Annotated in this window: 26 protein-coding genes; 21 read left to right on the top strand and 5 right to left on the bottom strand. The window is 70.6% G+C overall.

The features are described 5' to 3' along the window. The first annotated feature begins 110 nt into the window (after positions 1–110). From lepB to ASG63_RS17130, 19 genes are all read left to right on the top strand, one after another. Positions 111–911 (top strand): signal peptidase I, encoded by an 801-nt coding sequence (gene lepB, locus ASG63_RS17220; protein ID WP_056218999.1) that lies wholly within the window; start codon positions 111–113, stop codon positions 909–911. A gap of 13 nt (positions 912–924) precedes the next feature. Further along, positions 925–1,719 (top strand): ribonuclease III, encoded by a 795-nt coding sequence (rnc, locus tag ASG63_RS17215; protein ID WP_056218996.1) that lies wholly within the window; start codon positions 925–927, stop codon positions 1,717–1,719. A gap of 79 nt (positions 1,720–1,798) precedes the next feature. Continuing rightward, a complete protein-coding gene (gene era, locus ASG63_RS17210) occupies positions 1,799–2,701 on the top strand; it encodes a GTPase Era (RefSeq protein WP_156389836.1) in 903 nt (300 codons plus the stop codon). 127 nt (positions 2,702–2,828) lie between these two features. Next, positions 2,829–3,749 carry a class I SAM-dependent methyltransferase gene (locus ASG63_RS17205; protein ID WP_156394228.1) on the top strand — a complete coding sequence of 307 codons (921 nt, stop codon included), beginning with the start codon at positions 2,829–2,831 and terminating at the stop codon, positions 3,747–3,749. Positions 3,750–3,763: 14 nt separating this feature from the next. Next, positions 3,764–4,501 carry a pseudouridine synthase gene (locus ASG63_RS17200; protein ID WP_156394235.1) on the top strand — a complete coding sequence of 246 codons (738 nt, stop codon included), beginning with the start codon at positions 3,764–3,766 and terminating at the stop codon, positions 4,499–4,501. 67 nt (positions 4,502–4,568) lie between these two features. Then, the gene (locus ASG63_RS17195) at positions 4,569–4,832 is read left to right on the top strand and encodes a PepSY domain-containing protein (RefSeq protein WP_056218987.1); all 264 of its coding nucleotides are present in this window, start codon (positions 4,569–4,571) and stop codon (positions 4,830–4,832) included. A gap of 456 nt (positions 4,833–5,288) precedes the next feature. Then, the gene (gene rpsF, locus ASG63_RS17190; RefSeq protein ID WP_055956175.1) at positions 5,289–5,765 is read left to right on the top strand and encodes a 30S ribosomal protein S6; all 477 of its coding nucleotides are present in this window, start codon (positions 5,289–5,291) and stop codon (positions 5,763–5,765) included. Between the two features lie 3 nt (positions 5,766–5,768). Then, the gene (gene rpsR / locus ASG63_RS17185) at positions 5,769–6,056 is read left to right on the top strand and encodes a 30S ribosomal protein S18 (RefSeq protein WP_056173092.1); all 288 of its coding nucleotides are present in this window, start codon (positions 5,769–5,771) and stop codon (positions 6,054–6,056) included. A gap of 163 nt (positions 6,057–6,219) precedes the next feature. Then, positions 6,220–7,245, top strand: a complete 1,026-nt coding sequence (locus ASG63_RS17180; protein ID WP_056218984.1) for a DUF2232 domain-containing protein — start codon at positions 6,220–6,222, stop codon at positions 7,243–7,245. A 28-nt stretch (positions 7,246–7,273) separates the two neighbouring features. Beyond that, on the top strand, positions 7,274–7,837 hold the full coding sequence (gene rplI, locus ASG63_RS17175) for a 50S ribosomal protein L9 (RefSeq protein WP_056218980.1): 564 nt from the start codon (positions 7,274–7,276) through the stop codon (positions 7,835–7,837). 290 nt (positions 7,838–8,127) lie between these two features. Continuing rightward, entirely contained in the window at positions 8,128–9,615 is a 1,488-nt protein-coding gene (locus ASG63_RS17170) for a replicative DNA helicase (protein ID WP_056218979.1), read from the top strand. A gap of 118 nt (positions 9,616–9,733) precedes the next feature. Beyond that, positions 9,734–10,240, top strand: coding sequence for a DUF29 domain-containing protein (locus ASG63_RS17165; RefSeq protein WP_082559356.1), 507 nt, complete (start codon positions 9,734–9,736; stop codon positions 10,238–10,240). A 20-nt stretch (positions 10,241–10,260) separates the two neighbouring features. Beyond that, positions 10,261–11,358, top strand: coding sequence for an alanine racemase (alr, locus tag ASG63_RS17160; RefSeq protein WP_056218976.1), 1,098 nt, complete (start codon positions 10,261–10,263; stop codon positions 11,356–11,358). A gap of 48 nt (positions 11,359–11,406) precedes the next feature. Next, on the top strand, positions 11,407–12,843 hold the full coding sequence (radA, locus tag ASG63_RS17155; protein WP_056218973.1) for a DNA repair protein RadA: 1,437 nt from the start codon (positions 11,407–11,409) through the stop codon (positions 12,841–12,843). A 396-nt stretch (positions 12,844–13,239) separates the two neighbouring features. Then, on the top strand, positions 13,240–13,845 hold the full coding sequence (locus tag ASG63_RS17150) for a CvpA family protein (protein WP_056218968.1): 606 nt from the start codon (positions 13,240–13,242) through the stop codon (positions 13,843–13,845). 107 nt (positions 13,846–13,952) lie between these two features. Further along, positions 13,953–15,443, top strand: coding sequence for an amidophosphoribosyltransferase (gene purF, locus ASG63_RS17145; RefSeq protein ID WP_056218966.1), 1,491 nt, complete (start codon positions 13,953–13,955; stop codon positions 15,441–15,443). Positions 15,444–15,450: 7 nt separating this feature from the next. Beyond that, positions 15,451–16,200 carry an SDR family NAD(P)-dependent oxidoreductase gene (locus ASG63_RS17140; protein ID WP_056218962.1) on the top strand — a complete coding sequence of 250 codons (750 nt, stop codon included), beginning with the start codon at positions 15,451–15,453 and terminating at the stop codon, positions 16,198–16,200. Positions 16,201–16,241: 41 nt separating this feature from the next. Beyond that, entirely contained in the window at positions 16,242–16,661 is a 420-nt protein-coding gene (locus ASG63_RS17135) for a dihydrofolate reductase (protein ID WP_056219496.1), read from the top strand. Positions 16,662–16,697: 36 nt separating this feature from the next. Then, on the top strand, positions 16,698–17,825 hold the full coding sequence (locus ASG63_RS17130; RefSeq protein ID WP_056218959.1) for a carboxylate-amine ligase: 1,128 nt from the start codon (positions 16,698–16,700) through the stop codon (positions 17,823–17,825). 9 nt (positions 17,826–17,834) lie between these two features. On the opposite strand, the gene der is transcribed toward ASG63_RS17130, so the two are convergent. The 3 genes from der to ASG63_RS17115 form a co-directional block, all read right to left on the bottom strand. Beyond that, positions 17,835–19,193: a ribosome biogenesis GTPase Der gene (gene der / locus ASG63_RS17125; protein WP_056218957.1), complete on the bottom strand. Its 1,359-nt coding sequence runs from the start codon at positions 19,191–19,193 to the stop codon at positions 17,835–17,837. Positions 19,194–19,239: 46 nt separating this feature from the next. Beyond that, entirely contained in the window at positions 19,240–19,953 is a 714-nt protein-coding gene (locus ASG63_RS17120; protein ID WP_056218953.1) for a tetratricopeptide repeat protein, read from the bottom strand. Positions 19,954–20,073: 120 nt separating this feature from the next. Continuing rightward, the gene (locus ASG63_RS17115; RefSeq protein WP_056218950.1) at positions 20,074–20,682 is read right to left on the bottom strand and encodes an NnrU family protein; all 609 of its coding nucleotides are present in this window, start codon (positions 20,680–20,682) and stop codon (positions 20,074–20,076) included. Positions 20,683–20,801: 119 nt separating this feature from the next. On the opposite strand from ASG63_RS17115, the gene ASG63_RS17110 reads away from it, so the two are divergent. Next, positions 20,802–21,986 (top strand): hypothetical protein, encoded by a 1,185-nt coding sequence (locus ASG63_RS17110; protein WP_056218946.1) that lies wholly within the window; start codon positions 20,802–20,804, stop codon positions 21,984–21,986. On the opposite strand, the gene ASG63_RS17105 is transcribed toward ASG63_RS17110, so the two are convergent. Then, positions 21,970–22,881 (bottom strand): LysR family transcriptional regulator, encoded by a 912-nt coding sequence (locus ASG63_RS17105; protein ID WP_056218942.1) that lies wholly within the window; start codon positions 22,879–22,881, stop codon positions 21,970–21,972. The genes ASG63_RS17110 and ASG63_RS17105 overlap by 17 nt on opposite strands. Positions 22,882–22,981: 100 nt before the next feature. Here ASG63_RS17105 and ASG63_RS17100 point away from each other — a divergent pair, with 100 nt between their 5' ends. After that, a complete protein-coding gene (locus tag ASG63_RS17100) occupies positions 22,982–23,980 on the top strand; it encodes an aldo/keto reductase (protein ID WP_056218940.1) in 999 nt (332 codons plus the stop codon). 9 nt (positions 23,981–23,989) lie between these two features. Here the strand turns inward: ASG63_RS17100 and ASG63_RS17095 are convergent, their stop codons facing one another. Further along, positions 23,990–26,566, bottom strand: coding sequence for an ABC transporter permease (locus tag ASG63_RS17095; RefSeq protein WP_056218936.1), 2,577 nt, complete (start codon positions 26,564–26,566; stop codon positions 23,990–23,992). Positions 26,567–26,570 lie beyond the last annotated feature (4 nt).

The following is a 26,570-nucleotide window of genomic DNA, read 5'->3' as shown; positions in this document are numbered from 1 at the left end:
GCCCCCTGCGTTGCGGCGCCTTTCCGCATGGTCTATGCCGCCGGTCGACCGTCAACGACGGAAGCCGCCCGGAATCCGGGCGCGAGCGTCGGACCGGAGATGGCAGCCAGATGGAACGTGCCCGCGTGGACCAGCAGACGAAGCGTGACCTGAAGGCTGCTGACACCGGCACCTGGGCGAGCATCAAGGAGACGCTGAAGGTCGGCGGCCAGGCGCTGCTGATCGCGCTGGTGGTGCGTACGCTCCTGTTCCAGCCGTTCAACATCCCCTCGGGCTCCCTCGTTCCCACGCTCCTGATCGGCGATTACCTGTTTGTCTCGAAATATTCGTATGGCTATTCGAAGTACTCTCTGCCCTTGAGCGAGTACCTGCCCTTCACGGCCGATGGCAGGATCTGGGGCGCCGAGCCCAAGCGCGGCGACATCGCCGTGTTCAAGTTGCCCAAGGACAACGCTACCGACTACATCAAGCGCGTCATCGGCCTGCCCGGCGACAAGATCCAGATGAAGGCCGGGCTGCTCTACATCAACGACGTGCCGGTGAAGCGCGAGAAGATCGCGCCCTTCGAGACCACCGGGCCGTACGGCGAGCAGGCCAAGGCCGAGCAGTACCTCGAGACCCTGCCCAACGGCGTCACCCACCGGGTGATCGAGCGCGACGGCGACAACGGCTACTGGGACAACACCGAGCCCTACACCGTGCCGCAAGGCCGGTTCTTCATGATGGGTGACAACCGCGACAACTCGACGGATTCGCGCGATCTCGCCAATGTCGGCTTCGTGCCGTTCGAGAACTTCGTCGGCCGCGCGGAGATGATCTTCTTCTCCATCGACGAAGGCACGCCGGCATGGCAGATCTGGAACTGGCCGGCGAAGGTGCGCTGGAACCGGCTGTTCACGACCATCCACTAGGACGTTATCCATCGTGACCGAAGAGGCGCGTCCCTCCAGCCGGGCGCGGCGCGCGCCCCGTCCGAAGCCCGACCTCGCGGTGCTCGAGGCGCGGGTCGGCCACGTCTTCGCCGACCCGAAGCTGCTGGTCCAGGCCCTCACCCACGTGAGCAAGGCCGGCGGGAACGGCCGGCTCGGCAGCTACCAGCGCCTGGAATTCCTGGGCGATCGCGTCCTCGGCCTCGCCATCGGCGACCTCCTCTACGAGGCGTTTCCGCAGGCCGACGAGGGCGAGCTGTCGCGGCGTCTCGCCGGGCTCGTCCGGCGCGAGACCTGCGCCGCCGTCGCGACCACCTGGGACGTCGGCCCGCATCTCGCCCTCGGCCCCGGCGAGGTTCAGAGCGGCGGACGGCGCAACCAGACCATCCTGGCGGACGTGTGCGAGTCGATCCTCGGGGCGGTGTTCCTTGATGCCGGCTACGAGGTCGCCAAGGGCATCGTCAACGCGGCCTTCACCCCCGACACCGACACGGCGGCCCCCCGCGGCCGCGACGCCAAATCGGCCCTGCAGGAATGGGCCATGGCCCGGGCCCTGCCAATCCCGTTCTACGAAGTGGTCGAACGCTCGGGTCCCGACCACGCGCCGGTGTTCCAGATCGCCGTCCGCGTCGAGGGACTGGAGGCCGGCATCGGCATCGGCCCCTCGAAGCGCCTCGCCGAGCAGGAGGCCGCCCGCCTCGTGCTGGAGCGCGAGATCACCGGCCCCGCTCCCTCCCGAACCCAGGAGACGTCGGCGGACGTCGCTGAAGGACATGCCCCCGATGCCTGACGCCGATGTGCCCGACGACGACTTCGACGGCGACGACGACTTCGCCCCGCCGCCGCTGCAGCCGCTTCCCGCGGTGACGATGCCGGAGAACACCACCGCGGGGTTCGTCGCGCTGATCGGCATCCCCAATGCCGGCAAGTCGACGCTGCTGAACAGCCTCGTGGGCACCAAGGTTTCGATCGTCTCCCGCAAGGTGCAGACCACCCGCGCCCTGGTGCGCGGCATCGTCATGCACGACACCGCGCAGATCATCCTCGTCGACACGCCGGGGATTTTCGCCCCCAAGCGCCGCCTCGACCGCGCGATGGTGCATTCGGCCTGGAGCGGCGCCTCGGATGCCGATGCGGTCTGCCTGCTGATCGACGCCCGCAAGGGCGTGAGCGAGGAGGTTGACGCGATCCTGGCCAAGCTGCCGGACGTGAAGCGCCCCAAGGTGCTGATCTTGAACAAGATCGACCTGATCCCGCGCGACCGCCTGCTGGCCCTTGCGGCCTCCCTGAACGAGCGGATTCCCTTCCTGCACACCTTCATGGTCTCGGCCCTGAACGGCGACGGCATCGAAACGCTGAAGACGACGTTGGCCGGCATGATGCCGAAGAGCCCTTGGCTCTACCCGGAGGACCAGGTCTCGGACGCGCCGATCCGGATGCTGGCCGCCGAGATCACGCGCGAGAAGCTGTACGACCGCCTGCACGAGGAACTGCCCTACCGCTCCACGGTCGAGACGGACCAGTGGCAGGTGCGTCCCGATGGATCGGTCCGCATCGAGCAGACCATCTTCGTGGAGCGCGAGAGCCAGCGCTCCATCGTGCTCGGCAAGGGCGGCCAGACCATCAAGGCCATCGGCCAGGCGGCACGCCATGAGATCGCAGAAGCGGCCGAGCAGACGGTGCACCTTTTCCTGCACGTGAAGGTGCGCGAGAACTGGGCGGACGATCCGGCGCGCTATCGGGAGATGGGTCTGGAGTTCCCGCGCGGCTGAGCATGGGCTATGAGAACGGGAGATCGACGCCGCGGCGATTCTTGTCGCGCTCTGGCCGAGCCTCCCGATTTCCTGTCACGCCCTGAGCCGTCGAGGCGCGCGCGCCGTCGCGCCGGATCCCGTCACGATGTCCACCATGCCTGTCTCGGAAGCCGTCTACGGCGCGCCGCCCCTGGAACTGGTGGAGGTGCCCCCGCACGCGGTCCAGGTCTCGCCACTGAGCCCCGGCGCGGCCCGCCTCGAGGATCTGGAGCCCGGGCGCCTGGAGCGGCTCGACATCCTGGCGCCGGCCGGGACGATCGAGCGGCGCTACGTGCTGGCACTCGGCCTCAAGGCCCTGCGGCCCGGCGGGCGTCTGACGGCGCTGGCCCCCAAGGATCGCGGCGGCAGCCGCCTCGCCAAGGAACTCGCCGGGTTCGGCTGCGCGGTTCAGGAGGAGGCGCGGCGCCACCACCGGATCTGCGTCGGCACGCGCCCGGAAGCGATCAGCGGTCTCGAGGACGCCCTCCACGAGGGCGGTCCGCGCCACATCGACAACCTCGCCCTCTGCACGCAGGCCGGGATCTTCTCCTACGACCGCCTCGATCCCGGCACGGCCCTGCTCCTCGCCCACCTGCCGCCCCTCGCCGGCGCCGGCGCCGATTTCGGCTGCGGCCTCGGCATCCTGGCCCGGGCCGTCCTCCATTCGCCGAAGGTGACGGCCCTGACGCTGATCGACCTCGACCGGCGCGCCATCGAGATGGCGACGCGCAACGTCGGCGATCCGCGCGCCACCCTGCGCTGGGCCGATATCCGCGCCGGCGGCCTCGGCCTGTCGCGACTGGACTTCGTGGTGATGAACCCGCCCTTCCACGACGGCGGCGCCGAGGACCAGGCCCTCGGCCAGGCCTTCATCGCCCGGGCGGCGGAAGCCCTGCGCCCGGGGGGCAGCCTCTGGCTCACCGCCAACACCCACCTGCCCTACGAGGCGCCCCTGAAGGCGGCCTTCAAGAGCGTGACGCTGAAGGCCTCGGCCGGCGGCTACAAGATCTACGAGGCGCGCCGATGACGCGGCCGGCCAAGATCGCGCAGCTGCGGCTCGACCGCCTGCTCGCCAATATGGGCTACGGCTCGCGGCGGGAGATCGCGCTCCTCACCCGCGCCGGCCTCGTGGTCCTCGACGGCTCGCCCCTGCGCGACGCGGATCAGCGCATCCCGGTGACGCCGGACCTCGCCCAGCGAATGACCGTCGACGGCGCCGCCCTCGACCCGCCGCCGGGCCTGACCCTGATGCTGCACAAGCCCCTCGGCGTGACCTGCTCGCACAAGGAGGCGGGCCCCCTCGTCTACGGTCTCCTGCCCGATCGCTGGCGCAGGCGCGACCCTGCCCTCTCCACGGTCGGCCGCCTGGACAAGGAGACCTCCGGCCTCCTGCTCCTCACCGATGACGGCGCCCTCCTGCATCGGATCATCGCGCCGAAGGCCAACGTGGCCAAGCGCTACCGCGTCGCCCTGGATCGTCCGCTGAAGGGCGACGAGGGCACGGTCCTCGCCTCCGGCACGCTGATGCTGGAAGGCGAGGAGAAGCCGCTCCTGCCGGTCGGGTTCGAGGCCGAGGGCGAGACCGGCGCCGTGGTGACCCTGCACGAGGGGCGCTACCATCAGGTCCGGCGCATGTTCGCCGCTCTGGGCAACCACGTCACCGCCCTTCACCGCGACCGCGTCGGAGGCCTCGGCCTGCCGGACGACCTCGCGCCAGGCGAATACCGCGTCCTCGGCCCGGCGGAGATCGCCGCGATCTTCGCGGGCGAGGCGCCGTGACCGGTCCGGAACCGGACCCGGCGCGACCTGTTGGATCGGCGAACGCCAACCCGACGGGTGATCCGCAATGAACCGGTTCTCGACGCTCCTCCTCGCCCTCGCCCTCAGCACCGGCCCGGCGAGCCTCGCCCTGGCCGACACGCCGGGCGCCGACTGGATGCCGGCCGATCAGGTCAAGCAGAAGCTGATGGCCGCGGGCTACACCAGCATCACCGAATTCGAGGCCGATGACGGCCACTGGGAGGGCGAGGGCGTGAAGAACGGCGTCAAGATGCAGTTCCACGCCGACCCGATGACCGGCGCGATCCTCTCGGAGAAGCCGGACAAGTAAGCCGGTCCCCATCGGTCGATCGGTCGCGAACGCCGCGATCGGCCTTCCGACCCGGCCCGCCGCGTCGCGGACTCATCCCGGCCCGCCCGCGTTGCGGGGTCGACCCGCTGGCCCGGGTGACGATCCGTTCGAAGCGGATCAGGCTCCGGGCGGCGGCTCGGACAGCCCCCCCGCGTCCGCCCCGGCTTGCCAATCCCGACCGATTCGTTTATCCGCCACCCCTCGCGTTCGCTCCGGCTGGGGGCTGAACGGACGGTGTCGATTCGTTCGGCATAGGGTGAAGCCTCGTGAAAGGCCGACCCCGTCGTCCCGTGTCTCCGCCTTCGATCAACCGCTCGGGCCTTCAAACGGCTCGAAGGGCTTGGCGCCGGGCGATTGCGGATGAACCGGCCCGACGCTTCCTTTCCCGCACGTTTTTCGTGCCGTCGGGTCCCTTTGAATATGAAGGGCCCGTTAATGCCTCTCTACGAACACGTCTTCCTGGCGCGCCAGGACGTGACGGCCCAGCAGGTCGAGACCATGGTCGAGACCTACAAGGGCGTCATCGAAGCCAATGGCGGCAAGGTCGAGAAGATCGAGATGTGGGGCGTGAAGTCCCTCGCCTACCGCATCAAGAAGAACCGCAAGGCGCATTTCACGCTCCTCAACGTCGACGCCCCCCCGGCCGCTCTGGCCGAGATGGAGCGCCAGATGCAGATCTCCGAGGACGTCCTCCGCTTCATGACCGTCCGCGTCGAAGAGCTCGAGTCCGAGCCGTCGGCGATGATGCAGAAGCGCGACCGCGACGACCGCAAGGATCGTGAGCGCGGCCGTCGTCGGGACGACGAAGGCTTCGGCGGTGGTGGATTCGGCGGCGACCGCGATCGCGGCGACCGGGGTGATCGCGGCGACCGGGGCGACCGCCCCGAGCGCAGCTTCGGCGGGGAGGCTTAAGTCATGGCATTTGGTGCTGGACCCGGTGCACCCGCCGCTGGCGGGGCTGGTGGTGGTGCGGGCGGCGGACGCCGTCCCTTCTTCCGTCGTCGGAAGACCTGCCCCTTCTCGGGCGCGAACGCGCCCAAGATCGACTACAAGGACGTCAAGCTCCTGTCGCGCTACGTCTCCGAGCGCGGCAAGATCGTCCCGTCGCGCATCACGGCGGTGTCGGCCAAGAAGCAGCGTGAGCTCGCCCAGGCGATCAAGCGTGCCCGCTTCCTCGGCTTCCTGCCCTACGTGATCAAGTAAGCGCCCCGGCGCTCGCCCCGGCCCGTCACCACGGGCCGGGGCCTCACGCCGCTCGCGCGGCACACAGGTTCGTACCGGCCGATCCGACAGGTGGGCCGGGAATCGTTGGGGCCGGACGTGCCTCTAACCCTGCCCGGACCGGGACAGTGGGACAGCGGGATTGATGACACAGTTTCTCGGCATCGGTATCGGCGCGGGCCTCGTCTCCGCCCTCCTCTTCGGCGTCCTGCTGAAGGCGACGGCGCTCGCGATCCTGCTCTACCTGCTCGCCCCGCTCCCGATCCTGATCGTGGGCCTCGGCTGGAGCCACCGGGCCGCTCTCGTGGCCGCCGTGACCGGCGCCCTGGCCCTCGCCCTCGTGGTCCAGCCCTTCCTCGGCCTCGGCTTCTTCGCCTATCTCGCCCTGCCCGCCTGGTGGCTCGCCTATCTGGCGCTGCTCGGACGGCCGGGCGCCGACGGCACGATGGAATGGTATCCGACCGGGCGCCTGCTCGCCTGGACCGCCGGGACGGCCGGCCTCGCCTTCGTGGCCATCGCGGTCATCGCCGCCCCGAACTACGAGACCTTCCAGTCCCAGCTGCGGGGCATGACCCGGACGCTGATCCAGGTCCGGGCCGACCGCGCCGCCAATCCGGCGCCCCCCGCTCCGAAGCCGGACGCCCCCGAGGCAGACGCCAAGCCTCCGGCCGAGGCCCCGGCCGAGCCGGGTCCGCAGGATCCCGCCGAGGCGACCCGGACCGAGGTCGCCAACGCCCTCGCGGCTATCGCGCCCGGGCTCGCCACCCACGGCCTCACGGTCCTGCTGACCTTCTATCTCTGGGCCGCCGCCCGCATCGTGCGCATCTCCGGGCGCCTGCTCCGCCCCTGGCCGGACCTCGCCGCGACGATGATGCCGCGCCGGGTGCTGGCCGTGCTCGGGGGTGCGGTGCTGCTCGCCCTCGTGCCGGGCTATCCGGGCGTGCTCGGCGTCGCCGTGGCGGGGGCACTCAGCGCCGCCTTCGCGATCCAGGGCCTCGCCGCCTTCCACGACCGCAGCCGCGGCCGGCCCGGGCGCCTCGCCCTCCTGCTCGGCCTCTACCTGATCCTCTTCTTCACCCAGGGCGTCGCTCTCGTCGCCCTGACCCTGTTCGGCATCGCCGATACCGCCCTCGACCGCCGCCGTCCCCGCGACGCGGCCGGACGACCCTGATCCTCCCCCCAACCGAAGGACCAACACCATGGAAGTCATCCTCCTCGAGCGCGTCGCCAAGCTCGGCCAGATGGGCGAGACGGTGAACGTGAAGCCGGGCTACGCCCGCAACTTCCTCCTCGCCCGCGGCAAGGCCCTGCGCGCCACCGACGGCAACAAGAAACACTTCGAGACCCAGCGCGCCCAGCTCGAGGCTCGCAACCTCGAGCGCAAGTCCGAGGCGCAGTCCGTCGCCGAGACCCTCGAGGGCAAGAGCTTCGTGCTCATCCGTCAGTCGGGCGAGACCGGCGTGCTCTACGGCTCGGTCTCGACCCGCGACCTGGCCGACGTCGTCACCGCCGACGGATTCACCGTGGGCCGCGACCAGTTCGCCCTCAACCAGCCGATCAAGACCCTGGGCCTGCACACCGTCCCGGTCGTGCTGCACCCCGAGGTGGAGGTCTCGATCACGGTGAACGTCGCCCGTTCGCCCGAAGAGGCCGAGCGTCAGGCCCGCGGCGAGTCCACCACCGAGCGCGAGGCCTTCAACCTCGACGACCTCGGTCTCGAGGTCGGTGCCGCCCTCGCCGAGGCCGGCGACGACCGCGAGTAATCGCGCCACAGGACGGTGAAGAATGGGGACGACCGGCCTTAACGGTTGACTAGTTCCGCATTTGTTCCAGCATGGACGCCCGTCATCCGCGAGGATGGCGGGCGTTTCTGCGACCGCCCTCCCCGTCCGCGCGTCCAAAGAATGCGGCCGCGACGGAACGGGAAGCCGCAAAGCGCGAATCGGCTAAGGTTCGGCTAACCATGCCGGCGCCATGGTCGGGCGATAGCGACGTGCGGCGGCGGACCACCGCGCGGACGATGAATCGACGAGTCGGAGCCTCGAATCAGCCCATGGCCCTGCCCAACGCCCTGACGGCCAACCTTCAGCCCGTCGCGCAGGAATTCCGCGTCGCGCCTCACAACATCGATGCGGAGCAGGCCCTGCTCGGCGCGATCCTGGTGAACAACGACGCCTATTACCGGATCTCGGACTTCCTCCTGCCCGAGCACTTCATGGAGGACGTCCACCGCAAGATCTTCGAGGTGGCCTCGCAGCTCATCAAGGCGGGCAAGCTCGCGACCCCCATCACCCTGAAGACCTACCTGGGCGACGCCGACCTCGGCGGCCAGACGGTGATGCAGTACCTGGCGCGCCTCGCCGCCGAGGCCACCACCGTCATCAATGCCGGCGATTACGGCCGCACCATCTACGACCTCGCCATCCGCCGCCGCCTCATCACCATCGGCGAGGACCTGGTGAACGGCGCCTACGAGGCGCCGGTGGAATCCTCGCCCCGCGACCAGATCGAGGGCACCGAGCGGCGCCTCTACGAGCTCGCCGAATCGGGCAAGTACGACGGTGGCTTCCAAAAGTTCTCCGACGCCCTCACGGCCGCGGTGGACATGGCGGCCAAGGCCTACCAGCGCGAGGGCAAGCTCTCGGGCGTCGCCACCGGCCTGTCGGACCTCGACGCCAAGATGGGCGGCCTGCAGCGCTCGGATCTGATCATCCTCGCGGGGCGCCCGGCCATGGGCAAGACCTCGCTCGTCACCAACATCGCCTTCAACGTCGCCAAGGCTTACCAGTCGGAGAAGCTGCCGGACGGCCGGACCGAGACGAAGAACGGCGGCATCGTCGGCTTCTTCTCCCTCGAAATGTCGGCCGAGCAATTGGCGACCCGTATCATCGCCGAGCAGTCGGGCGTGCCGTCCTACAAGATCCGCCGCGGCGACATCCAGCCGGCGGAATTCTACAAGATCACCGATGCCGCCCGGGACATGCAGACGATCCCGTTCTACATCGACCAGACCGGCGGCATCTCCATTGCGCAGCTCGCCGCCCGCGCCCGGCGCCTCAAGCGCCAGAAGGGCCTCGATCTCCTCATCGTCGACTACCTGCAGCTGCTCTCCGGCTCGGGCAAGCGCAGCGACAACCGCGTGCAGGAGATGACCGAGATCACCACCGGCATGAAGGCGCTGGCCAAGGAGCTGGCGGTGCCGATCATCGCCCTGTCCCAGCTCTCCCGTCAGGTCGAGAACCGCGAGGACAAGCGCCCGCAGCTCGCCGACCTGCGCGAATCGGGCTCGATCGAGCAGGACGCCGACGTGGTGATGTTCGTCTTCCGCGAGGAATACTACGTCAACAACAAGAAGCCCCGCGAAGGCACGGAGGAGTTCTTCGCCTGGGAGGCCGAGATGAACCGCGTGCACGGCAAGGCCGAGGTGATCCTGGGCAAGCAGCGTCACGGCCCCACCGGCACCGTCGAACTCCAGTTCGACGCCAACATCACGCGCTTCTCGGATCTCGCGCAGTCCGACCGCCTGCCGGAGCAGATGTAGGCGGGCGGCTTCTGGCCGGGGCCGCCTGGGCGCCGACGCACCTCGCGGACGATCCCGGAATCCTGTAAGATCGCCAGCTTTCGTGAACCGTCGCACTCGGACGCGATAAGGAGCGACCGTGGCACATCCCAAGCGCGTCGAGGCCGAACCGCGCCTCGGCGCCTCCTATGACGGCGATCTGGCCGCTTGGTCCCTTGAACAGGCCGGACATCTGCGTCAGCGCGCCTGGGCGAAGCTCGACATCCCCCATCTGATCGACGAGGTGGAATCGGTGGCGCGCGCGGAACGGAACGCCCTGACGAGCGCACTTCGGATCATCCTGCTGCACATTCTGAAATGGGACCATCAGCCGGACATGCGAAGCCGGAGCTGGACGACCTCCATCCGCGTCCAGCGCCTCGCCGCGCTGGAGCGGATGGAGGACAGTCCGAGCCTCGGAGCGCAGATGGAGGACCTCCTGGCCCGTGCCTATCGACGTGCACGGATCGAGGCGGCGGCCGAGACGAATCTCCCCGAGGCCACCTTCCCCGAGACCTGTCCTTATTCCGCCGACGCGGTGCTGAACCGTGACATGCCCTGGCCCGAGGCCTCCAACGAGAAGGCTGGCATCTCATCCGAGCCCTGAATGATTTGGAACGGCGCCCGATGCTCGAAGGCACCCACGGCGCCCGCCTCACCATCGACCTCGCGGCCATCGCGGAGAACTGGCGGCGGCTCGGCGCCCAGGCGCCGGGGGTGGCGTGCGCCGCCGTGGTCAAGGCGGATGCCTATGGCTGCGGCCTCGCCCGGGTCGCGCCCGCTCTGTGGGCGGCCGGGTGCCGGACGTTCTTCGTCGCGCACCTGAGCGAGGGGATCGCGGCCCGGGCCGTCCTGCCCGAGGCGACGATCTACGTGCTGAACGGCCTCCTGCCCGGCCTCGGCCCGACGCTGGCGGCGCATGCGCTGCGGCCGGTCCTCGGCAGCCGGGAGGAACTCGCCGAATGGGCCACCCTGGCGGAGGCCGCCGCCGCCCCCCTTCCGGCGGCCCTGCACGTGGACACCGGCATGAACCGCCTCGGCCTCTCGGTGCCCGAGGCCCTGGCACTCTCGGGCGATCCGCTGATCGCGCGCGCCGGCATCGCGCTGCTGATGACCCACCTCGTCAGCGCCGAACTGGCGAGCGACCCGGTCAACGGGCGCCAGAGGGCGGATTTCGCGCGGGTCCGGGCCGCGCATCCCGGACTGCCCGGCTCCTTCGCCAACTCCTCCGGGATCTTCCTGGGGGCGGCGGCGCATCACGACCTGCTGCGGCCCGGCTACGCCCTGTTCGGCGGCAACCCGACCCCGTGGAAGCCCAACCCGATGCGGCCGGTGGTGCGGTTGGACGCGCAGGTCGCGCAGATCCGCGACGTCTCGCCGGGAGAGACCTGCGGCTATAACGGCCGCTGGCGGGCCACCGAGCCGCGGCGGCTGGCGACCCTCTCGATGGGCTACGCGGACGGCTATCCGCGCGCCGCGAGCGGACGCGGCATCGCCCTGGTCGACGGCGTCCGCTGCCCCATCCTCGGGCTGATCTCGATGGACCTCGTCATCCTCGACGTCACCGACGCCCCCGAGACCCGGCGCGGCACGACCGCGACCCTGATCGGCGACGCCCTCGACGTCGACACGGTCGGACGCGCCGCCGGCACCATCGGCTACGAGATCCTGACGGGTCTGGGTTCTCGCTATGTTCGCCATTATGTGACAGGAACCGGGGCCTGACCTCCGCCTGATCCGGGCGAGTCCTCCGGCTCCTCCAGCGGAATCGCGATGGCCAAGATCCAACAGAGCTTCGTCTGCCAGTCCTGCGGGGCGGTCTACAACCGCTGGCGCGGGCGCTGCGAGGCCTGCAACGGCTGGAACACCATCGTGGAGGAGACCGGGGCCACCGGTCCCCAGTCCGGGCCGGTCAAGACGCGGCCGAGCCGGGCCCGCGGCCGCGTCTTCGCCCTGGAGGGCCTGACCGGCGCGGTGAAGGAGGCGCCACGCATCCCGTCGGGGATCAACGAACTCGACCGCGTCACCGGGGGCGGCTTCGTGCGCGGCTCGGTGATCCTCCTGGGCGGCGATCCCGGCATCGGCAAGTCGACCCTGCTGATGCAGGCCTCCGCCGCCATGGCCCGCACGGGCGAGCGCGTCGTCTACATCTCGGGCGAGGAGGCGGTGGCGCAGGTGCGCCTGCGGGCCGAGCGCCTGGGCCTGACCTCGGCGGCGGTCGAACTGGCGGCCGAGACCAATGTCGAGGACATCGTCGAGACCCTGTCGCAGGGGCGCCCGCCGGCGCTCGCCATCATCGATTCGATCCAGACCATGTGGACCGAGACCGTGGAATCCGCCCCCGGCACCGTCACGCAGGTGCGCGGCTCGGCCCAGACCCTGATCCGCTTCGCCAAGACCAGCGGCACGGCGGTGATCCTCGTCGGGCACGTGACCAAGGACGGTCAGATCGCCGGCCCCCGCGTCGTCGAGCACATGGTCGATGCCGTCGCCTCCTTCGAGGGCGACCAGGGTCACCACTTCCGCATCCTGCGCGCGGTGAAGAACCGCTTCGGGCCCACCGACGAGATCGGCGTGTTCGAGATGACCGACATGGGACTGGCCGAGGTTCCGAATCCGTCCGCGCTGTTCCTCGCCGGCCGCGACCACGCGGCCCCCGGCACCGCGGTCTTCGCCGGCATGGAGGGCACGCGCCCGCTCCTCGTCGAGATCCAGGCCCTCGTCGCGCCCTCCTCCCTCGGGATGCCCCGTCGGGCGGTGGTCGGCTGGGACCCGAACCGCCTGTCGATGGTGCTGGCGGTGCTGGAGGCCCATGGCGGCATCCGCCTGGGCACGCACGACGTCTACCTCAACGTGGCGGGCGGCCTGCGCATCTCGGAGCCCGCCGCCGATCTCGCGGTGGCCGCCGCCCTGGTCTCGTCCCTGTCCGGGGCCACGCTGCCGCCCGAGACGGTGTATTTCGGCGAGATCGGGCTCTCCGGTGCGGTCCGCCCGGTGGCCCAGGCCCCGGCGCGGCTCAAGGAGGCGCTGAAGCTCGGCTTCGCCAAGGCGGTGATGCCGCAGGGGCGCGGCGAGGGCGGCGACGGCGCCCTCTCGACGGAGGCCCTGCGCCACATCGCCGACATGGTGGCGGGCATCGCCAGCAACGGTCCGCGCCGGGTCGCGCAGCGCCGCGGCCACAACCCGCCCGATTACGGCGACGACGATTAGGCCCTCGGCCGCACGGGCGGCCCGGTGAGCGGGCCTCGCTCGAGACCTCGGATCAGGTCTAGCGCCGGCCCGAGCGGAGGGCCGACAAACGATCCCGGCCGGGCGGAAGGTCAGGCCCGCGATCCCGGCGATGTGTTTCGGCGCAAAACCAGAAAACGGCCGGCACGCCGCCGAACAACGCGGCGCTCGGCCGGCTTTCTGGTCGTCGGAAACGGCCGGAAGACGTCGTCATGGGGCCGGGCGTCACGCGGGACCCGCACGAGCACCGGGCGGGAATGGGCCTCCACGCCAGGGTGACGGCCGAGTTTCCGCACGATATACAGGGCCGCGGCCGGGGGAAGCCGCACGATCCGGTCATCGTCGCCGCTCCGCCCCTTGAAGTGACAATCGTCAGAGATGCCGTTCTCCGTTCTCGATCTCGTCGTGCTGGGTATCGTCGTGGTCTCGGCGCTGTTGGCCGCCGTGCGCGGCGCGACCCGCGAAGTGCTCGCCATCATCGCCTGGGTCGCCGCCGCTGCCATCGCCTGGAAATTCCATCCGCTCCTGCTGCCCACCGTCAGCCAGCACGTGACGAATGCCACCGTCGCCCTGGTGGCCTCGATCGCGGCGATCTTCCTGGTGACGCTGATCGTCGTGTCGATCATCACCGTGAAGGTGTCGGACATGATCCTCGATTCGCGCATCGGCGCGATCGACCGTTCGCTGGGCTTCCTGTTCGGCGCCGGCCGCGGCTTCCTGATCTGCGTCATCGGGTGGGTGTTCCTGGCCTGGCTCGTGCAGGGCAAGATGCCGCCCTGGGCGTCCGAGGCCCGCAGCCGCCCGATGCTGGAGAAATCCGGCGAGGCCCTGGTGGCCCAGCTGCCCGAGAATCCGGAAGGCCTGCTGAAGCAGTTCAAGAAGCCCAAGACCGAGACGCCGGCCGATCCCGTCGAGCCGCCGGAAGGGGAAGTCCCGGCCCAGCGCCGTACCGAAGCGCCAGCCACGCCTGCCCCGCGACGCTGATCTGCGTCTCTGCGCGCTTGGTTGCAGCGCGAAGGCCGACTACATGACGCCTTCTTGACGGTGCCCGCCCGGGATTCGCGCGGGGCCAAGCAGGGAACGACATCATCATGTCTGTAGCCAAGTCGAGCGCCCGCCCCCCTGTCGAGGTCGTGGACGGGCTCGACCGCGACGGCGACACGCTGCGCGAGGAGTGCGGCGTGTTCGGCATCTTCGGCCATCCCGATGCCTCCGCCATCGTCGCCCTCGGCCTGCACGCCCTGCAGCATCGCGGCCAGGAGGCGGCCGGCATCGTCTCCTTCGACGGGGCGGTCTTCCATTCCGAGCGCCGGCCCGGTCTCGTCGGCGATTCGTTCTCGGATCGCTCGACCATCGAGCACCTCGAAGGCCCGGCCGCCATCGGCCACGTCCGCTACTCCACCACCGGCGGCACCATCCTGCGCAACGTGCAGCCGCTCTTCGCCGAACTCGCCAGCGGCGGCCTCGCGGTGGCCCACAACGGCAACCTCACCAACGCCCTCTCGATCCGCCGCGACCTCGTGCGCGACGGCGCCATCACCCAGTCCACCTCCGACACGGAGGTGATCCTGCACCTGGCCGCCCGCTCCCGGGCGCCGCGCATCGTCGAGCGCTTCACCGAGGCCCTACGCCAGATCGAGGGCGCCTACGCCATCGTGGCGCTCACCAACAAGAAGCTCATCGGCGCCCGCGATCCCATGGGCATCCGCCCCCTGGTGCTCGGCGAGCTCGACGGCCGCTACATCCTGGCCTCCGAGACCTGCGCCCTCGACATCATCGGCGCCAAGTTCATCCGCGACATCGAGAACGGCGAGATCGTGGTGATCTCGGAAGAGGGCATCGAATCGCTCCGCTTCGCCCCGGCCCAGCCGATGCGGCCGTGCATCTTCGAGTACATCTACTTCGCCCGGCCGGATTCGGTGGTGAACGGCAAGAGCGTCTACGCCGTACGCAAGAACATCGGCCACGAACTGGCCCGGGAATCGGCGACGGAGGCCGACGTGGTCATCCCGGTGCCGGATTCGGGCGTGCCGGCGGCGCTGGGCTTCGCCCAGGAGACCGGCCTCCCCTTCGAGATGGGCATCATCCGCAACCACTATGTCGGGCGCACCTTCATCCAGCCGACCCAGTCGGTGCGCGAGCTCGGCGTGCGCATGAAGCACTCGGCCAACCGCGCGGTGGTCGAAGGCAAGCGCATCGTGCTGGTCGACGACAGCCTCGTGCGCGGCACCACCTCGGTGAAGATCGTGCGCATGATGCGCGAGGCCGGCGCCCGCGAGGTGCATTTCCGGATCGCCTCGCCGCCGATCACCTACCCGGACTTCTACGGTATCGACACGCCGGAGCGGGAGAAGCTGCTCGCCGCCACCCACGATCTCGAGGGCATGCGCCGCTACATCGGCGCCGATTCCCTGGCCTTCCTGTCCATCGACGGCCTCTACAAGGCCATGGGCGAGGCGCGGCGCGACGAGGCCTGCCCGCAATACACCGACCATTGCTTCACCGGCGACTACCCGACGGGCCTGACAGATCTCGCCATCGCGGGACCGCGGCGCCTCGCCATGCTCGCCGAAGCCGATTGAGCGTCCGATGAGCGACCCGACCCAGCCGCTCGCCGGCCGCCTCGCCGTCGTCACCGGCGCCTCGCGCGGCATCGGTCGCGCCGCCGCCCTCGCCCTGGCCCAGGCCGGCGCCCACATCGTCGCCGTCGCTCGGACGCAAGGAGGCCTCGAAGAGCTCGACGACGCCATCCGGGGCGTCGGCGGCAGCGCCACCCTCGTGCCCCTCGACCTGACGGATTACGACGCCATCGACCGCCTGGGTGCGGGCATCCACGAGCGCTGGCAGCGCCTCGACATCCTGGTGGGCAATGCCGGCATCCTCGGCAACCTCACGCCGATCGGGCACGTGACGCCGAAGACCTGGGCGCAGGTGATGGAGATCAACGTCACGGCGAATTACCGCCTGATCCGCTCGTTCGATCCGCTGCTGCGGGCCTCCGATGCGGGCCGGGCCATCTTCGTGACCTCCGGCGCAGCCCAGAAGTGCCGGGCCTATTGGGGGCCCTACTCCGTCTCGAAGGCCGCCCTCGACGCTCTCGTGCGCACCTACGCGGCCGAGACCGCGACGACGCCCGTGCGGGCCATGCTGCTGAATCCCGGCCCCTTGCGGACCGCGATGCGCAAGGCCGCGATGCCGGGCGAGGACGACACGACCCTGAAGACCCCGGAGGATCTCGCGCCGCAATTCGTGCGCTTGGCCAGCCCGGATTTTTCGGAGTCCGGCAAGATCTACGACTTCCCGAGCGACCGGATCCTGACGCCGCAGATGGCGTGCTGACGCCGGACGCCGTCCCTCCTCCTCCGTTCTTCGAGACCGCCATGATCGACGTTCGCTGCATCTGCGCCATCGGCCTTCGCGGACAGCTGGGCCTCAACGGGCACCTGCCCTGGGAGGGCAACACCGATCCGCTCTTCGTCGAGGACGTGACGCGGTTCTTCGCCGTCACCATGGGCCATGTCCTGATCGCCGGGCCGAAGACCATCGCGTCGGTACCCGAGTTCGCCTTTAAGGACCGGACCATCGACGTCATCCGCAGCCACGAGAATCCGGAGGCCGTGCTGGCGCGCTATCCCGGGCGGCGCATCTTCGTCGGCGGCGGCATCGCGGTCTGGAACGTCTACGCGAAGTATATCCAGCACTGGGACATCACCCGCCTGCCCTACGACGGCGAGGCCGACCGCTGGTTCGACCCCGCCTGGCTCGTGGGCGGCCCCGCGCGGGCACAAACCGGCGCCTGACGGGTTGAGGGGAGCCACCCTTCCACAAGGCTCCCGATGACCTCAGCCCCTTACCGCTTCGGCATCGAGGAAGAGTACTTCCTGGCGGATGCCGAGACACGCGGCACCCCCCGTCGCTCGGTGAAGCCCTTCCACGTCCAGGCCGGCGAGGAATTGCCCGAGATCGGGCGCGAACTGCTCCAGTGCCAGATCGAGGTCTGCACCCCGCCCTCCACGGACTTCGCGCAGGCGCGGGACGTCCTGTCGCGCCAGCGCTCGGCCCTGGGCAAGCTCGGGCGCGAGCACGGCCTCCTCGTGTTCGCGGCGGGCACGCATCCGGTGGCGGACTGGGCGCGCCAGCTTCCCACCAAGGGCGACCGCTACCGGGGCATCCTGCGCGACGTCGGCCTCGCCGGCCGCCGCAGCCTGATCTGCGGCATGCACGTCCACGTGGAGGTGCCCGATCCCGACGCCCGCGTCGACCTGATGAACCGGCTCCTGCCTTACCAGCCGCTGCTGCTCGCCCTCTCGGCCTCGTCGCCGTTCTGGCAGGGCAAGCCGACGGGGCTGAGCGCCTATCGCCTCAGCGCCTTCGGCGAGTTGCCCCGCACCGGCCTGCCCGATCTCTTCGCCGACACGGCCGCCTACGACCGCTACGTGCGGATCATGACCCGGGCCGGCTCGATCCAAGATGCGAGCTTCCTGTGGTGGTCGCTGCGCCCCTCGATCAAGTTCCCGACCCTCGAATTGCGGATCGCCGATTCCTGCACCCGACTGGAGGACGCGCTGACCATCGCGGCGCTCTACCGCTGCCTCGTCCGTCTGGTGGTGCGCCGGCCGGAGCTCAACGCCGACCTCGACGGCGTCTCACGGGCGCTCGCCCAGGAGAACCTGTGGCGGGCCCAGCGCAGCGGCACCGAGGCCGAGCTGATCGACGAGGCGAGCGAGGAGGCCCTGCCTTTCGCCCGGGACCTGGACGATCTCCTCGTGCTCATCGCCGAGGACGCCGCCGCCCTCGGCTGCGAAGCGGAGGTGGCGCAGGCCCGCCGTATCCTCGCGGACGGCACCAGCGCCGAGCGCCAGGCGGCCACCTTCGAGGGGGCCCGCGACGGCGACAACTCGAACCGCCAGGCCCTCGATGCCGTCGTGGATTGGCTGGCGCAGACGACCTGCGGAGCGGCCTGAGCCCGAGGCTCAGCCCTTGTTTTCCCGGTCGAAGGGATTCTTCGAGGTGCGCAGGGACAGCCGGATCGGCGTACCGGGCAGTTCGAACGCCTCGCGCAGGGCGTTGACGAGGTAGCGGGTGTAGGATTTCGGCAGGCCGTCGAGCTGGTTGCCGAACAGGGCGAAGTGCGGCGGCCGCGCCTTCACCTGGGTGGCGTAGCGGATCTTGATCCGGCGGCCCGACACCGCCGGGGGCGGGTTGCGCTGGGTGGCGGCGCTGAGCCAGTCGTTGATCCGCGAGGTGGAGACGCGGGTGCTCCAGATCTCCTCGGCGTTGGTCACGGCCTGCATCAGCTTGTCGATGCCTTCGCCGGCGAGGCCGGAGAGCGGCACCACGGAGACGCCGCGGACCTGCGGCAGCAGGCGGGTGCAATCCTCGCGCAGCTTCTTGAGGAGGCCGTTCTGGTCGGCCACGAGGTCCCACTTGTTCAGGCCGATGACGAGGGCGCGGCCCTCGCTCTCGATCAGGTCGACGATGGTCAGGTCCTGCTTCTCGAACGGAATCGTGGCGTCGAGGAGCACCACCACCACCTCGGCGAAGCGCACGGCGCGCAGGCCGTCAGAGACCGCGAGCTTCTCGAGCTTGTCGTCGATGCGCGCCTTGCGGCGCATGCCGGCGGTGTCGTGGAGCTTGATCCGGCGGCCGCGCCATTCCCAGTCGAGGGAGATCGAATCGCGGGTGATGCCCGCCTCCGGACCGACGAGGAGGCGCTCCTCGCCGAGCATCCGGTTAATCAGGGTGGACTTGCCCGCATTTGGGCGGCCGACGATGGCGACCTTGAGGGAGCGGTTCGACGGATCGTCATCGTAATCCTCGTCCTCGTCGTCGGGCTTCGGCAGGGACTCGATCAGCGCGTCGTGCAACTCGCCGATGCCCTCGCCGTGCTCGGCCGAGAACGGGATCGGGTCGCCGAGGCCCAGGGAGAACGCCTCGTAGGCGCCCGACAGGCCCGCGCCCCCTTCTGCCTTGTTGGCGATGAGGATCACCGGGCAGCCGGCCCGCCGCACCATCTCGGCGAAGGGCTGGTCCGCCGGGAGCACGCCCGCGCGGGCGTCGATCACGAACAGAACCACGTCGGCCTCGAGGATCGCGGCCTCGGTCTGAGCGCGCATGCGGCCGATCAGCGAGCCGGGATCGGCCTCTTCCAGGCCGGCGGTGTCGATGATGCGGAAGACGAGACCACCGAAATTGACGTCGCCCTCGCGCCGGTCGCGGGTCACGCCGGGGCGGTCGTCCACCAGGGCGAGCTTCTTGCCCACGAGGCGGTTGAACAGGGTCGACTTGCCGACGTTCGGCCGTCCGACGATCGCGACGGTCGGCATATCCATGGTGTGCTCGTTTCGATCAGGCGTCCGTGAGAAGCGGGTCGAGGGCTCAGCGCGTGACGGGTGGGGGAGCGGCCGGGGCGGCGGGGGCCGCAGCGGTCACGGTGACGGGTCCGCCGGCCACCAGGGCCGCGTAGACCTCGATGCGCTGGCGCAGGTTCTGCGGCGTCTGCGGGTCGGCGTTGATCTGGTCGAACCAGCGCCCGGCGCCGTCGTAGTCGCCGCGCTTCAGGGCGACGAGGCCCAGCATCTCGCGGGCGGTGTGGCGGAAGGGGCCGTTCGGCGCGGCGAGGCCCTGGAGCGTCGCCAGGGCGGCGTCGGGCTCCGTGCCGTCGAGGCGCAGCAGGGCCGAGCGCAGGCGGGCGAGGTCACGCAGGCCCGTGCTCACGCGGGTGTCGTTGGCCAGCGCGTCGTACTCGGCGGCTCCGGCCTTCGGGTCGCGCTTGGCGGTCTCCGTGGCGGACCGGAAGCGCGCCAGGAGGGCGTAGCCGGAGGGTGCATCGCTCTCGATCGCCTCGAAGGCCTTGTCGGCTTCCGCGGCCTTGCCCTCACGGGCGAGGCGGTTGGCGACCTCGAAGCGCTCGGAGGCCGCCTCGGCGCGCACGCGCTGGTCGTGCTGCCAGTAGCGCCAGCCGCCGACGGCGACCACCACGAGGACCGCCAGGGCGATGATCACGCCGCTGTAGCGGCGCCAGATCTCGGCGACCTGATCCCGGCGATAGTCCTCGTTGACCTCGCGGATGAACTCGTTGTTTTCGGCCATGTCGTCTCACGCCGATCGGGAACCGAGCGGCCGCTGCATGAAGATGAAGGCTTGCGCCTATCACAGGCGCGGGCGGTTGGCGACCGGCTTCGACGCGAGGCCCTTCGGTCCGGACGCGTCTCAGGCCTGGCCCGGCCAGGCGGCGACGCCGATCAGGAGCGGATGCAGGTAGCGCGCGAACGCGAACCAGACGCCGAGGCCGATGACGACGGCCAGGGCGTCGTTGCGCCAGCCCGCCGGTGCGGCGGCGGGGCCGCCATGCTGCGCGGCCACGGCGCCGTGGGCGAGGGCCCGCCGCTTGGCGCTGATCCGGGCCATCACCGCCCAGGCGAGGAAGCTGCCGAACAGCAGGATCGAGCCGAGGTCGCCATTGGCCAGCAGGTGCGCGGTGGCCCAGATCTTCACGGCCAGCAGCATCGGGTGCTTGGCCCGGGCGCGGATGTGCCCCGGCAGGTAGGCCGAGGCCAGGGCGACGAAGGCCAGGGCGGTCAGGAGCAGGGCGAGGTGGCGAGTCCAGACCGGCGGGTCCCACACGGCGATGTAGCCGGACTGGCGATAGAGGTGGAAACCGTAGGCGATCAGCACGAGGCCCAGGAGGGAGGCCAGGGTGTAGGCGAGCTTGTAGCGGCCCTCGCCGACCTGATCGATCACCCGCGCCCGCCGTGCCCGTGCCATGGAGAAGGCATGCGTGCCGAGGAAAAGCACGAGCCCGAGGATGAGGAGGAGCATGGAAGGCCTTCGCGGGAGGGCGTCGGGGATCTGTGGACAGGGCCGGAATCGGACGCGTGCGCACAATCGAACTGTAACGGTTCAAAACCCAATCTGCGGCCGATGTCCAGGGACTCCCGATGACGCGCCCCCTTCCCCTCGCGGCCCGGCTCCTGCTCGCGCTGGTCTGCCTCGGCGGCCCGGCGGGCGCCGCCGCGGAGCCGCCGCTCTCCGCCCTGACCCTGGTCGGCCCCCCGGTAGTGATGTTCAAGGCCGGGCGCGACGCCTGCGACGGGGTCGACGTGCCCGACGCCTCGGCCCGCGCCTTCCGCGAGGCCTCCGGCGCCGTTGCCCTGTTCGGCATGCACTACCGGAACCGCGCCTTCCGCGGTCCCCGCCTCGACGCCCTGAAACTGGACTGCGCGGTGGTGCTCGAATCCGGCGGCAAGGCCGATCCGGCCGCCTACGACGACGCCTCGTGGATCACCGCCACCTGGACCGAGGACGGCCGCGCCGTCGCCGCCCTGGTCCACCACGAGTACCGGGCCAACGAGCATCCGGGCCGCTGCCGCGCCAAGGAGTACATGGCGTGCTGGTACAACAGCGTGGTGGCGGCCGCTTCGACCGATGGCGGACGCAGCTTCACCCGCGCGACCCCACCGGTGGTCGTGGCCGGCGCCCCCTTCCGCCAGGAGGTCGGGCAGGGCAGCCATCGCGGCTTCTTCAATCCGTCGAATGTCTTCTCGGACGGGACCTGGCGCTACTTCCTCGCCTCCACCACGGGCTGGACACAGCCCGGCAGCGACCAGTCCGCGGGGGTCTGCCTGTTCCGCACCCGCGATCCCGCCGACCCGACGCAGTGGCGCGCCTGGACCGGCACCGGCTACACGGCGGCCTTCCCCGACCCCTACGCGAAGCCCGCCAAGGCGGCGGCGACCTGTGCGCCGGTCGCGCCGTTCCCGACACCGGTCGGGGCCGTCGTGCGCCACCGGGGCAGCGGCGCCTGGATCGCGGTCTTCATGGCCAAGGCCGGGCCGGGCTTTCCGCAATCCGGCTTCTACTGGACCACCTCCCGCGACCTGCTGGACTGGGACACGCCGCGCCTGCTCCTGGCCGGCGCCACCCTGTACGACGATCCCTGCCGGGCGCCCGGCGGACTCATCGCCTATCCGTCGCTGCTCGATCCCGACGCGCAGGGGCGCAACTTCGACGACACCGGCGACACGGCCTTCCTCACCTACGTGACCCTGCGCACCGAGGGCTGCACCATCACCTCCGACCGCGACCTTCTCCGGCGCAACCTCGCGATCAAGGTGTGGCCGTGAGCCCCGCCTCCGGCCGCCGCACGAGGTCGATGAAGGCCTGCAGCGGCGGGGGGATCTGGCGCCGGCCGGCATAGTACAGGAACAGCCCGGGGAAGCTCGGACACCAGTCGGGCATCAGGCGGACGAGCCGACCGGACGCCAGGAGGTCGGCGACGCTGTCCTCGAAGACCAGGCCGAGGCCGAGCCCCGCCAGGGCCGCCTGCACGATCATCTCCTGATCGTTGACGACGAGGGGACCGTCGACGGAGACCGCCAGCGCCCGCCCGTCCTTCTCCAGTTCCCAGCGATACACCGCACCGCCGGGAAAGCGCTGCCGGATGCAGCGGTGCGCCACGAGATCGGCCGGGCTCTCGGGCATCGGCCGTCCGGCCAGATAGCCGGGGGCGCCCACCAGGGCGAAGCGCTGGGGCCCTCCGAGGGGCACCGCGATCATGTCGCCGGCCAAGTGCTCGCCGAACCGGACGCCGGCATCGAACCCGCCGGCCACCACGTCGGTCAGCGCATCGTCCCCCACGACCTCGACGCGGACGCCGGGATAGAGCGCGAGGTACCGCGCCACCAGCGGCATCAGGACGAGGCGGCAGGCCGAGCGCGGCGCGTTGATGCGCAGGGCGCCACCGAGCGTGGCGCGGAACGCGCCCGCGGCTCCGACCGCCGCGGCGATCTCGGCCAGGGCCGGCCCGATCCCCGCGAGCAGGGCCGCCCCCGCCTCGGTCGGCGCGACGCTGCGGGTGGTCCTGTGGAGCAGACGCACCCCCATCCGGGTCTCCAGGCCCCGCAGGGCGTGGCTCAGCGCGGAGGGGGACACCCCGAGTTCGAGGGCGGCCCGCCGGAAGCTTCCGTGCCGGGCGATGGCCGCGAACGCCGCGAGATCCGCGAGGTCGGCCCGCTGCATTGATGAGCCTCGCTCAACGGTTCGTCCAGGAGTGTCGATCTTATCGCCGATCCGGCCCCATGGCACACCGATGCGGCGAATTTCGAACCCAGGCACCGCGATGCGACAGCACCCCCTCGGCCAGACCGGCCTCACCGTCTCCGTCCCCGGCCTCGGCTGCATGGGCATGTCCGAATTCTACGGGCCGGCCGACGAGACGGAGTCCCTCGACGCCCTCGCGGCGGCCCTCGACCTCGGCTACGACTTCCTCGACACCGCCGACACCTACGGGCTCGGCCATAACGAGACCCTGTTGGGCCGCTTCCTGAAGGGCCGCCGCGACCGGGTCGTGCTCGCCACCAAGTTCGGCATCGTCCGCCCCTCCGACAGCCCCGACGACAGCGCAAAGCGGCGGATCGACAACACGCCGGCCTATCTCACCGCGGCCTGCGAGGCGTCGCTGACCCGGCTCGGCGTCGAGACCATCGATCTCTACTACTGCCACCGCCGCAACCCGGAGACCCCGCTGGCCGAGATGATCGGCGCGATGGCGCGCCTGGTCGAGCAGGGCAAGGTGCGCGGACTCGGCCTGTCCGAAGTCTCGCCCGAAACCCTGCGGGCCGCCCACGCGATTCATCCGATCGCGGCGGTCCAGAGCGAGTATTCGCTGTGGAGCCGGAGAGCCGAGGACGAGATGCTGCAGACCTGCCGCGACCTCGACGTCACCTTCGTGGCATACGCACCGCTCGGACGCGGGTTCCTCACCGGCAGCCTCGATCCAACGCGGCTCGCCGCGGACGATTTCCGCCGGGAAAATCCGCGCTTCCAGTCCGACGCCCTGGCCCGGAATCAGCGCCTGCTCGACGGGCTCGCGGCCGTCGCGGCGCGCCGGAACGCTAGTTCCGGCCAGATCGCCCTCGCCTGGCTCGTCGACCGCGCACCGGGCGTGGTGCCGATCCCCGGTACCCGGCGCGTGGCCCGCCTCGCCGAGAACGCCTCGGCCATGGACCTCGCGCTCACCCCCGGCGAGATCGCCGAGCTCGACGGGCTGTTCCCGCCCGGCGCCGCCGCCGGCGCCCGCTATGCCGCAGGAGGAACCGCCGGCATCGAGGTTCTGTGACGACCGCCGTCAGAACTGGCGCAGATACGGCGCCGGCTTCTGGCCGAGGATCCGCCAAGTCCCTGCCAGACCGAGGAGAATCGCGAAGGCGACCGCGAGGGCCGCCGCGAGGATCGCCCCCGACAGGTCGAGGGTGAACTCGAGCCTCATCACCCGGGTGACGATGACCCAGCCCGCCAGGGTGCCGGCGGCGAGGCCGAAGATCGCCGTGGCGAGGCCGAGGGCGCCGTATTCGAGGGTGTAGGCCGCCAGCAGCCGGCCCCGCGTGGCGCCCAGGGTCTTGAGCACGACCGCGTCGTAGAGCCGGGCGCGGTGCCCGGCCGCGAGGGCGCCGGCCAGAACGAACAGACTCGCCAACACGGCGACGCCGCTGGCGCCGCGAATGGCCAGGACCAGCTTGGCGACGATGTCGCTCACGGCTTCCAGGGCCTCCTTCACCCGCACGCTGGTGACGGAGGGGTAAGCCTTTGCCACGTCACGCAGAATTTCCGCCTCTGCCTTGGCGTCGGGTCCGTTCGGCAGGGTGAGGGTCGCCAGATCGGAGTGCGGCGCCCCCCGGAACGTCCCGGGCGAGAACACCATGACGAAGTTGATGCCGAGCGAGCGCCACTCGACCTTGCGCAGGTTGGCGACCCTGGCCGTCAGCGTCCGCCCCAGGACGTTGACCGTCACGTTGCTGCCGACGGCGAGGTTGAGCTTGCCCGCCAGTTCGGCATCGAAGGACACGAGCGGCGTCCGAGCCTCCTCGGGGGTCCACCAGTGACCGCCGACCAGAGAAGAGCCCTCGGGAAGGTCGTCGGCGTAGGTGATGCCGCGGTCCCCGTCGAGCACCCAGGCGGCATCCTCGGGCGCCTTGATCTCGCCGGCCGGAACGCCGTTCAGGGCGGTGATCCGACCGCGCATCATCGGAACGCGTTCGATCTTCGCCCCCGGCGAAAGGCCGCCGAGGAAGGCGTGGAAGGCGTCCGCATCGCTCGACGGGATGTCGAGGAAGAACAGGTTCGGCGCCTTAGCTGGCAGGGAATTCGTCAGCGTCCGCCGAACGTTGGCGTCGATCAGGCTCAGGGTGACGAGAAGGGTCACGCCGAGGCCAAGGGAGAGCACGATGGCGGGGGTGAGCGCCCCCGGCCGATGCAGATTCGCCAGGGCCATGCGGGGAGCCGCCATGCGCGGGCGCGGGAGGCGTCGCGCCACCGCCATCAGCCCGAGGGCGACGAGGCGCAGCAGCCCGAAGGCGAGACCGGCGGCGACGATGAAGACGAGCGCCAGGCGCCGGTCGAAGGCGGTGACCAATGCCAGCCCGACCAGCCCCATGAGGGCGGCCGCCAGGATCAGGCGATAGCGCAGACGGGTGCGGGCGGACCCCGGATCGACCACGTCCCGGAACAGCCCCGAGACGGGAATGTCGTGGGCGCGCCCCAGGGGCAGGATGGCGAAGGCGAGCGCCGTCAGGAACCCATAGGCCGCCGCAAGAGCGAGCTCGCCGGGTGCGAGGGTCGGATTCAGCGGCAGCGGCAGGGCATCGTGGAACAGCGCATCGAGCCCGAAGGGCAGGAACGCGCCCACCGCGAGGCCGATCGCGATCCCGAGGGCCGCGATCAGCAGGACCTGGGTCAGGTAGAGCACCACCACCTGCCCGCCCGGCGCACCGACGCTCTTCAGGGTCGCGATGGAGCCGCGTTTTCGCTCGACGAAGGCAGCGACCGCATTGGCGACCCCGACGCCGCCGACGATGAGCGCCGTCAGGCCGACCAGGGTGAGGAACTGGGTGAAGCGCTCGATGCTCTTGGCAAAGCGCGGATCGGCGTTGGTGCGCGCCCGCATCTCCCAGCCCGCATCCGGAGCGGCCTTGGCGATGGCGGCGGCGCGCGCCTCGAGATCGGCGTCTCCGACCCCCGGAATCTGCAGGCGATAGCTCCAGCGGTTCAGGCTGCCTGGCCGGATCAGGCCCGAGGCCGTCAGGGCCTCGTGCGTGATCAGCACCCGGGGGCCAAAACCAATACCGTTGGCGATGCGATCGGGCTCCGACACGAGAGTGGCGCGGATCGCGAACGGCCGGCCCGCAATGGTGATCCGGTCACCGACCTTCAGGTCGAGGCGGGTGAGCAGGGCCGGATCCGCCACCGCGCCGGCAGCGCCGTCGCGTTCGGCCAGGAGATCCGCGAGCGGTTCGGCCGGATCGGTGACGAGTTCGCCGGTGGTGGGGTAGTCGGCGCCCACCGCCTTCAGCTCGACCAGGGCCGCGCCGGTCTCTCCGGCCACGGCCATGGCGCGCAGGGTCGTGACCACGGAGACGCGACCCTGCGCGTCGAGGGCGGCGCGCTCCTCGGGCGTCGCCTCCCGGTTGATCAGGCTGTAGGTGAGATCGCCGCCGAGGATGCGCGCCCCCTCGCGGCCGAGACCGTCGGTGAGGGAGCGCGAGATCGAGGCGACGCCAGCGATGGCCGCGACGCCGAGGGCGATGCAGGCGAGGAACACGGTAAAGCCCGCCAGCCCGCCGCGCAATTCCCGAAGCGCGAGGCGCAGGGTGAGTGGAACGTGCCCCCCTGAGGAACGCCCGCTCGGGTTGGGAAGGGTGCCATGCATCGGG

This window comes from Methylobacterium sp. Leaf94 (assembly GCF_001426045.1).
Classification (GTDB): Bacteria; Pseudomonadota; Alphaproteobacteria; order Rhizobiales; family Beijerinckiaceae; genus Methylobacterium.
Note: the sequence above shows the minus strand (reverse complement) of the source record. Positions and strands in the feature narration are given on the sequence as shown.

What these genes read in the sequence shown, in the direction of transcription:
- lepB (WP_056218999.1), top strand. Translation starts at nt 111, where the DNA reads ATGGAACGTGCCCGCGTGGACCAGCAGACGAAGCGTGACCTGAAGGCT.
- era (WP_156389836.1), top strand. Translation starts at nt 1,799, where the DNA reads ATGCCGGAGAACACCACCGCGGGGTTCGTCGCGCTGATCGGCATCCCC.
- ASG63_RS17205 (WP_156394228.1), top strand. Translation starts at nt 2,829, where the DNA reads ATGTCCACCATGCCTGTCTCGGAAGCCGTCTACGGCGCGCCGCCCCTG.
- ASG63_RS17195 (WP_056218987.1), top strand. Translation starts at nt 4,569, where the DNA reads ATGAACCGGTTCTCGACGCTCCTCCTCGCCCTCGCCCTCAGCACCGGC.
- rpsF (WP_055956175.1), top strand. Translation starts at nt 5,289, where the DNA reads ATGCCTCTCTACGAACACGTCTTCCTGGCGCGCCAGGACGTGACGGCC.
- rpsR (WP_056173092.1), top strand. Translation starts at nt 5,769, where the DNA reads ATGGCATTTGGTGCTGGACCCGGTGCACCCGCCGCTGGCGGGGCTGGT.
- ASG63_RS17180 (WP_056218984.1), top strand. Translation starts at nt 6,220, where the DNA reads ATGACACAGTTTCTCGGCATCGGTATCGGCGCGGGCCTCGTCTCCGCC.
- rplI (WP_056218980.1), top strand. Translation starts at nt 7,274, where the DNA reads ATGGAAGTCATCCTCCTCGAGCGCGTCGCCAAGCTCGGCCAGATGGGC.
- ASG63_RS17170 (WP_056218979.1), top strand. Translation starts at nt 8,128, where the DNA reads ATGGCCCTGCCCAACGCCCTGACGGCCAACCTTCAGCCCGTCGCGCAG.
- alr (WP_056218976.1), top strand. Translation starts at nt 10,261, where the DNA reads ATGCTCGAAGGCACCCACGGCGCCCGCCTCACCATCGACCTCGCGGCC.
- radA (WP_056218973.1), top strand. Translation starts at nt 11,407, where the DNA reads ATGGCCAAGATCCAACAGAGCTTCGTCTGCCAGTCCTGCGGGGCGGTC.
- ASG63_RS17150 (WP_056218968.1), top strand. Translation starts at nt 13,240, where the DNA reads ATGCCGTTCTCCGTTCTCGATCTCGTCGTGCTGGGTATCGTCGTGGTC.
- purF (WP_056218966.1), top strand. Translation starts at nt 13,953, where the DNA reads ATGTCTGTAGCCAAGTCGAGCGCCCGCCCCCCTGTCGAGGTCGTGGAC.
- ASG63_RS17140 (WP_056218962.1), top strand. Translation starts at nt 15,451, where the DNA reads ATGAGCGACCCGACCCAGCCGCTCGCCGGCCGCCTCGCCGTCGTCACC.
- ASG63_RS17135 (WP_056219496.1), top strand. Translation starts at nt 16,242, where the DNA reads ATGATCGACGTTCGCTGCATCTGCGCCATCGGCCTTCGCGGACAGCTG.
- ASG63_RS17130 (WP_056218959.1), top strand. Translation starts at nt 16,698, where the DNA reads ATGACCTCAGCCCCTTACCGCTTCGGCATCGAGGAAGAGTACTTCCTG.
- der (WP_056218957.1), bottom strand. Translation starts at nt 19,193, where the DNA reads ATGGATATGCCGACCGTCGCGATCGTCGGACGGCCGAACGTCGGCAAG.
- ASG63_RS17120 (WP_056218953.1), bottom strand. Translation starts at nt 19,953, where the DNA reads ATGGCCGAAAACAACGAGTTCATCCGCGAGGTCAACGAGGACTATCGC.
- ASG63_RS17115 (WP_056218950.1), bottom strand. Translation starts at nt 20,682, where the DNA reads ATGCTCCTCCTCATCCTCGGGCTCGTGCTTTTCCTCGGCACGCATGCC.
- ASG63_RS17110 (WP_056218946.1), top strand. Translation starts at nt 20,802, where the DNA reads ATGACGCGCCCCCTTCCCCTCGCGGCCCGGCTCCTGCTCGCGCTGGTC.
- ASG63_RS17105 (WP_056218942.1), bottom strand. Translation starts at nt 22,881, where the DNA reads ATGCAGCGGGCCGACCTCGCGGATCTCGCGGCGTTCGCGGCCATCGCC.
- ASG63_RS17100 (WP_056218940.1), top strand. Translation starts at nt 22,982, where the DNA reads ATGCGACAGCACCCCCTCGGCCAGACCGGCCTCACCGTCTCCGTCCCC.
- ASG63_RS17095 (WP_056218936.1), bottom strand. Translation starts at nt 26,566, where the DNA reads ATGCATGGCACCCTTCCCAACCCGAGCGGGCGTTCCTCAGGGGGGCAC.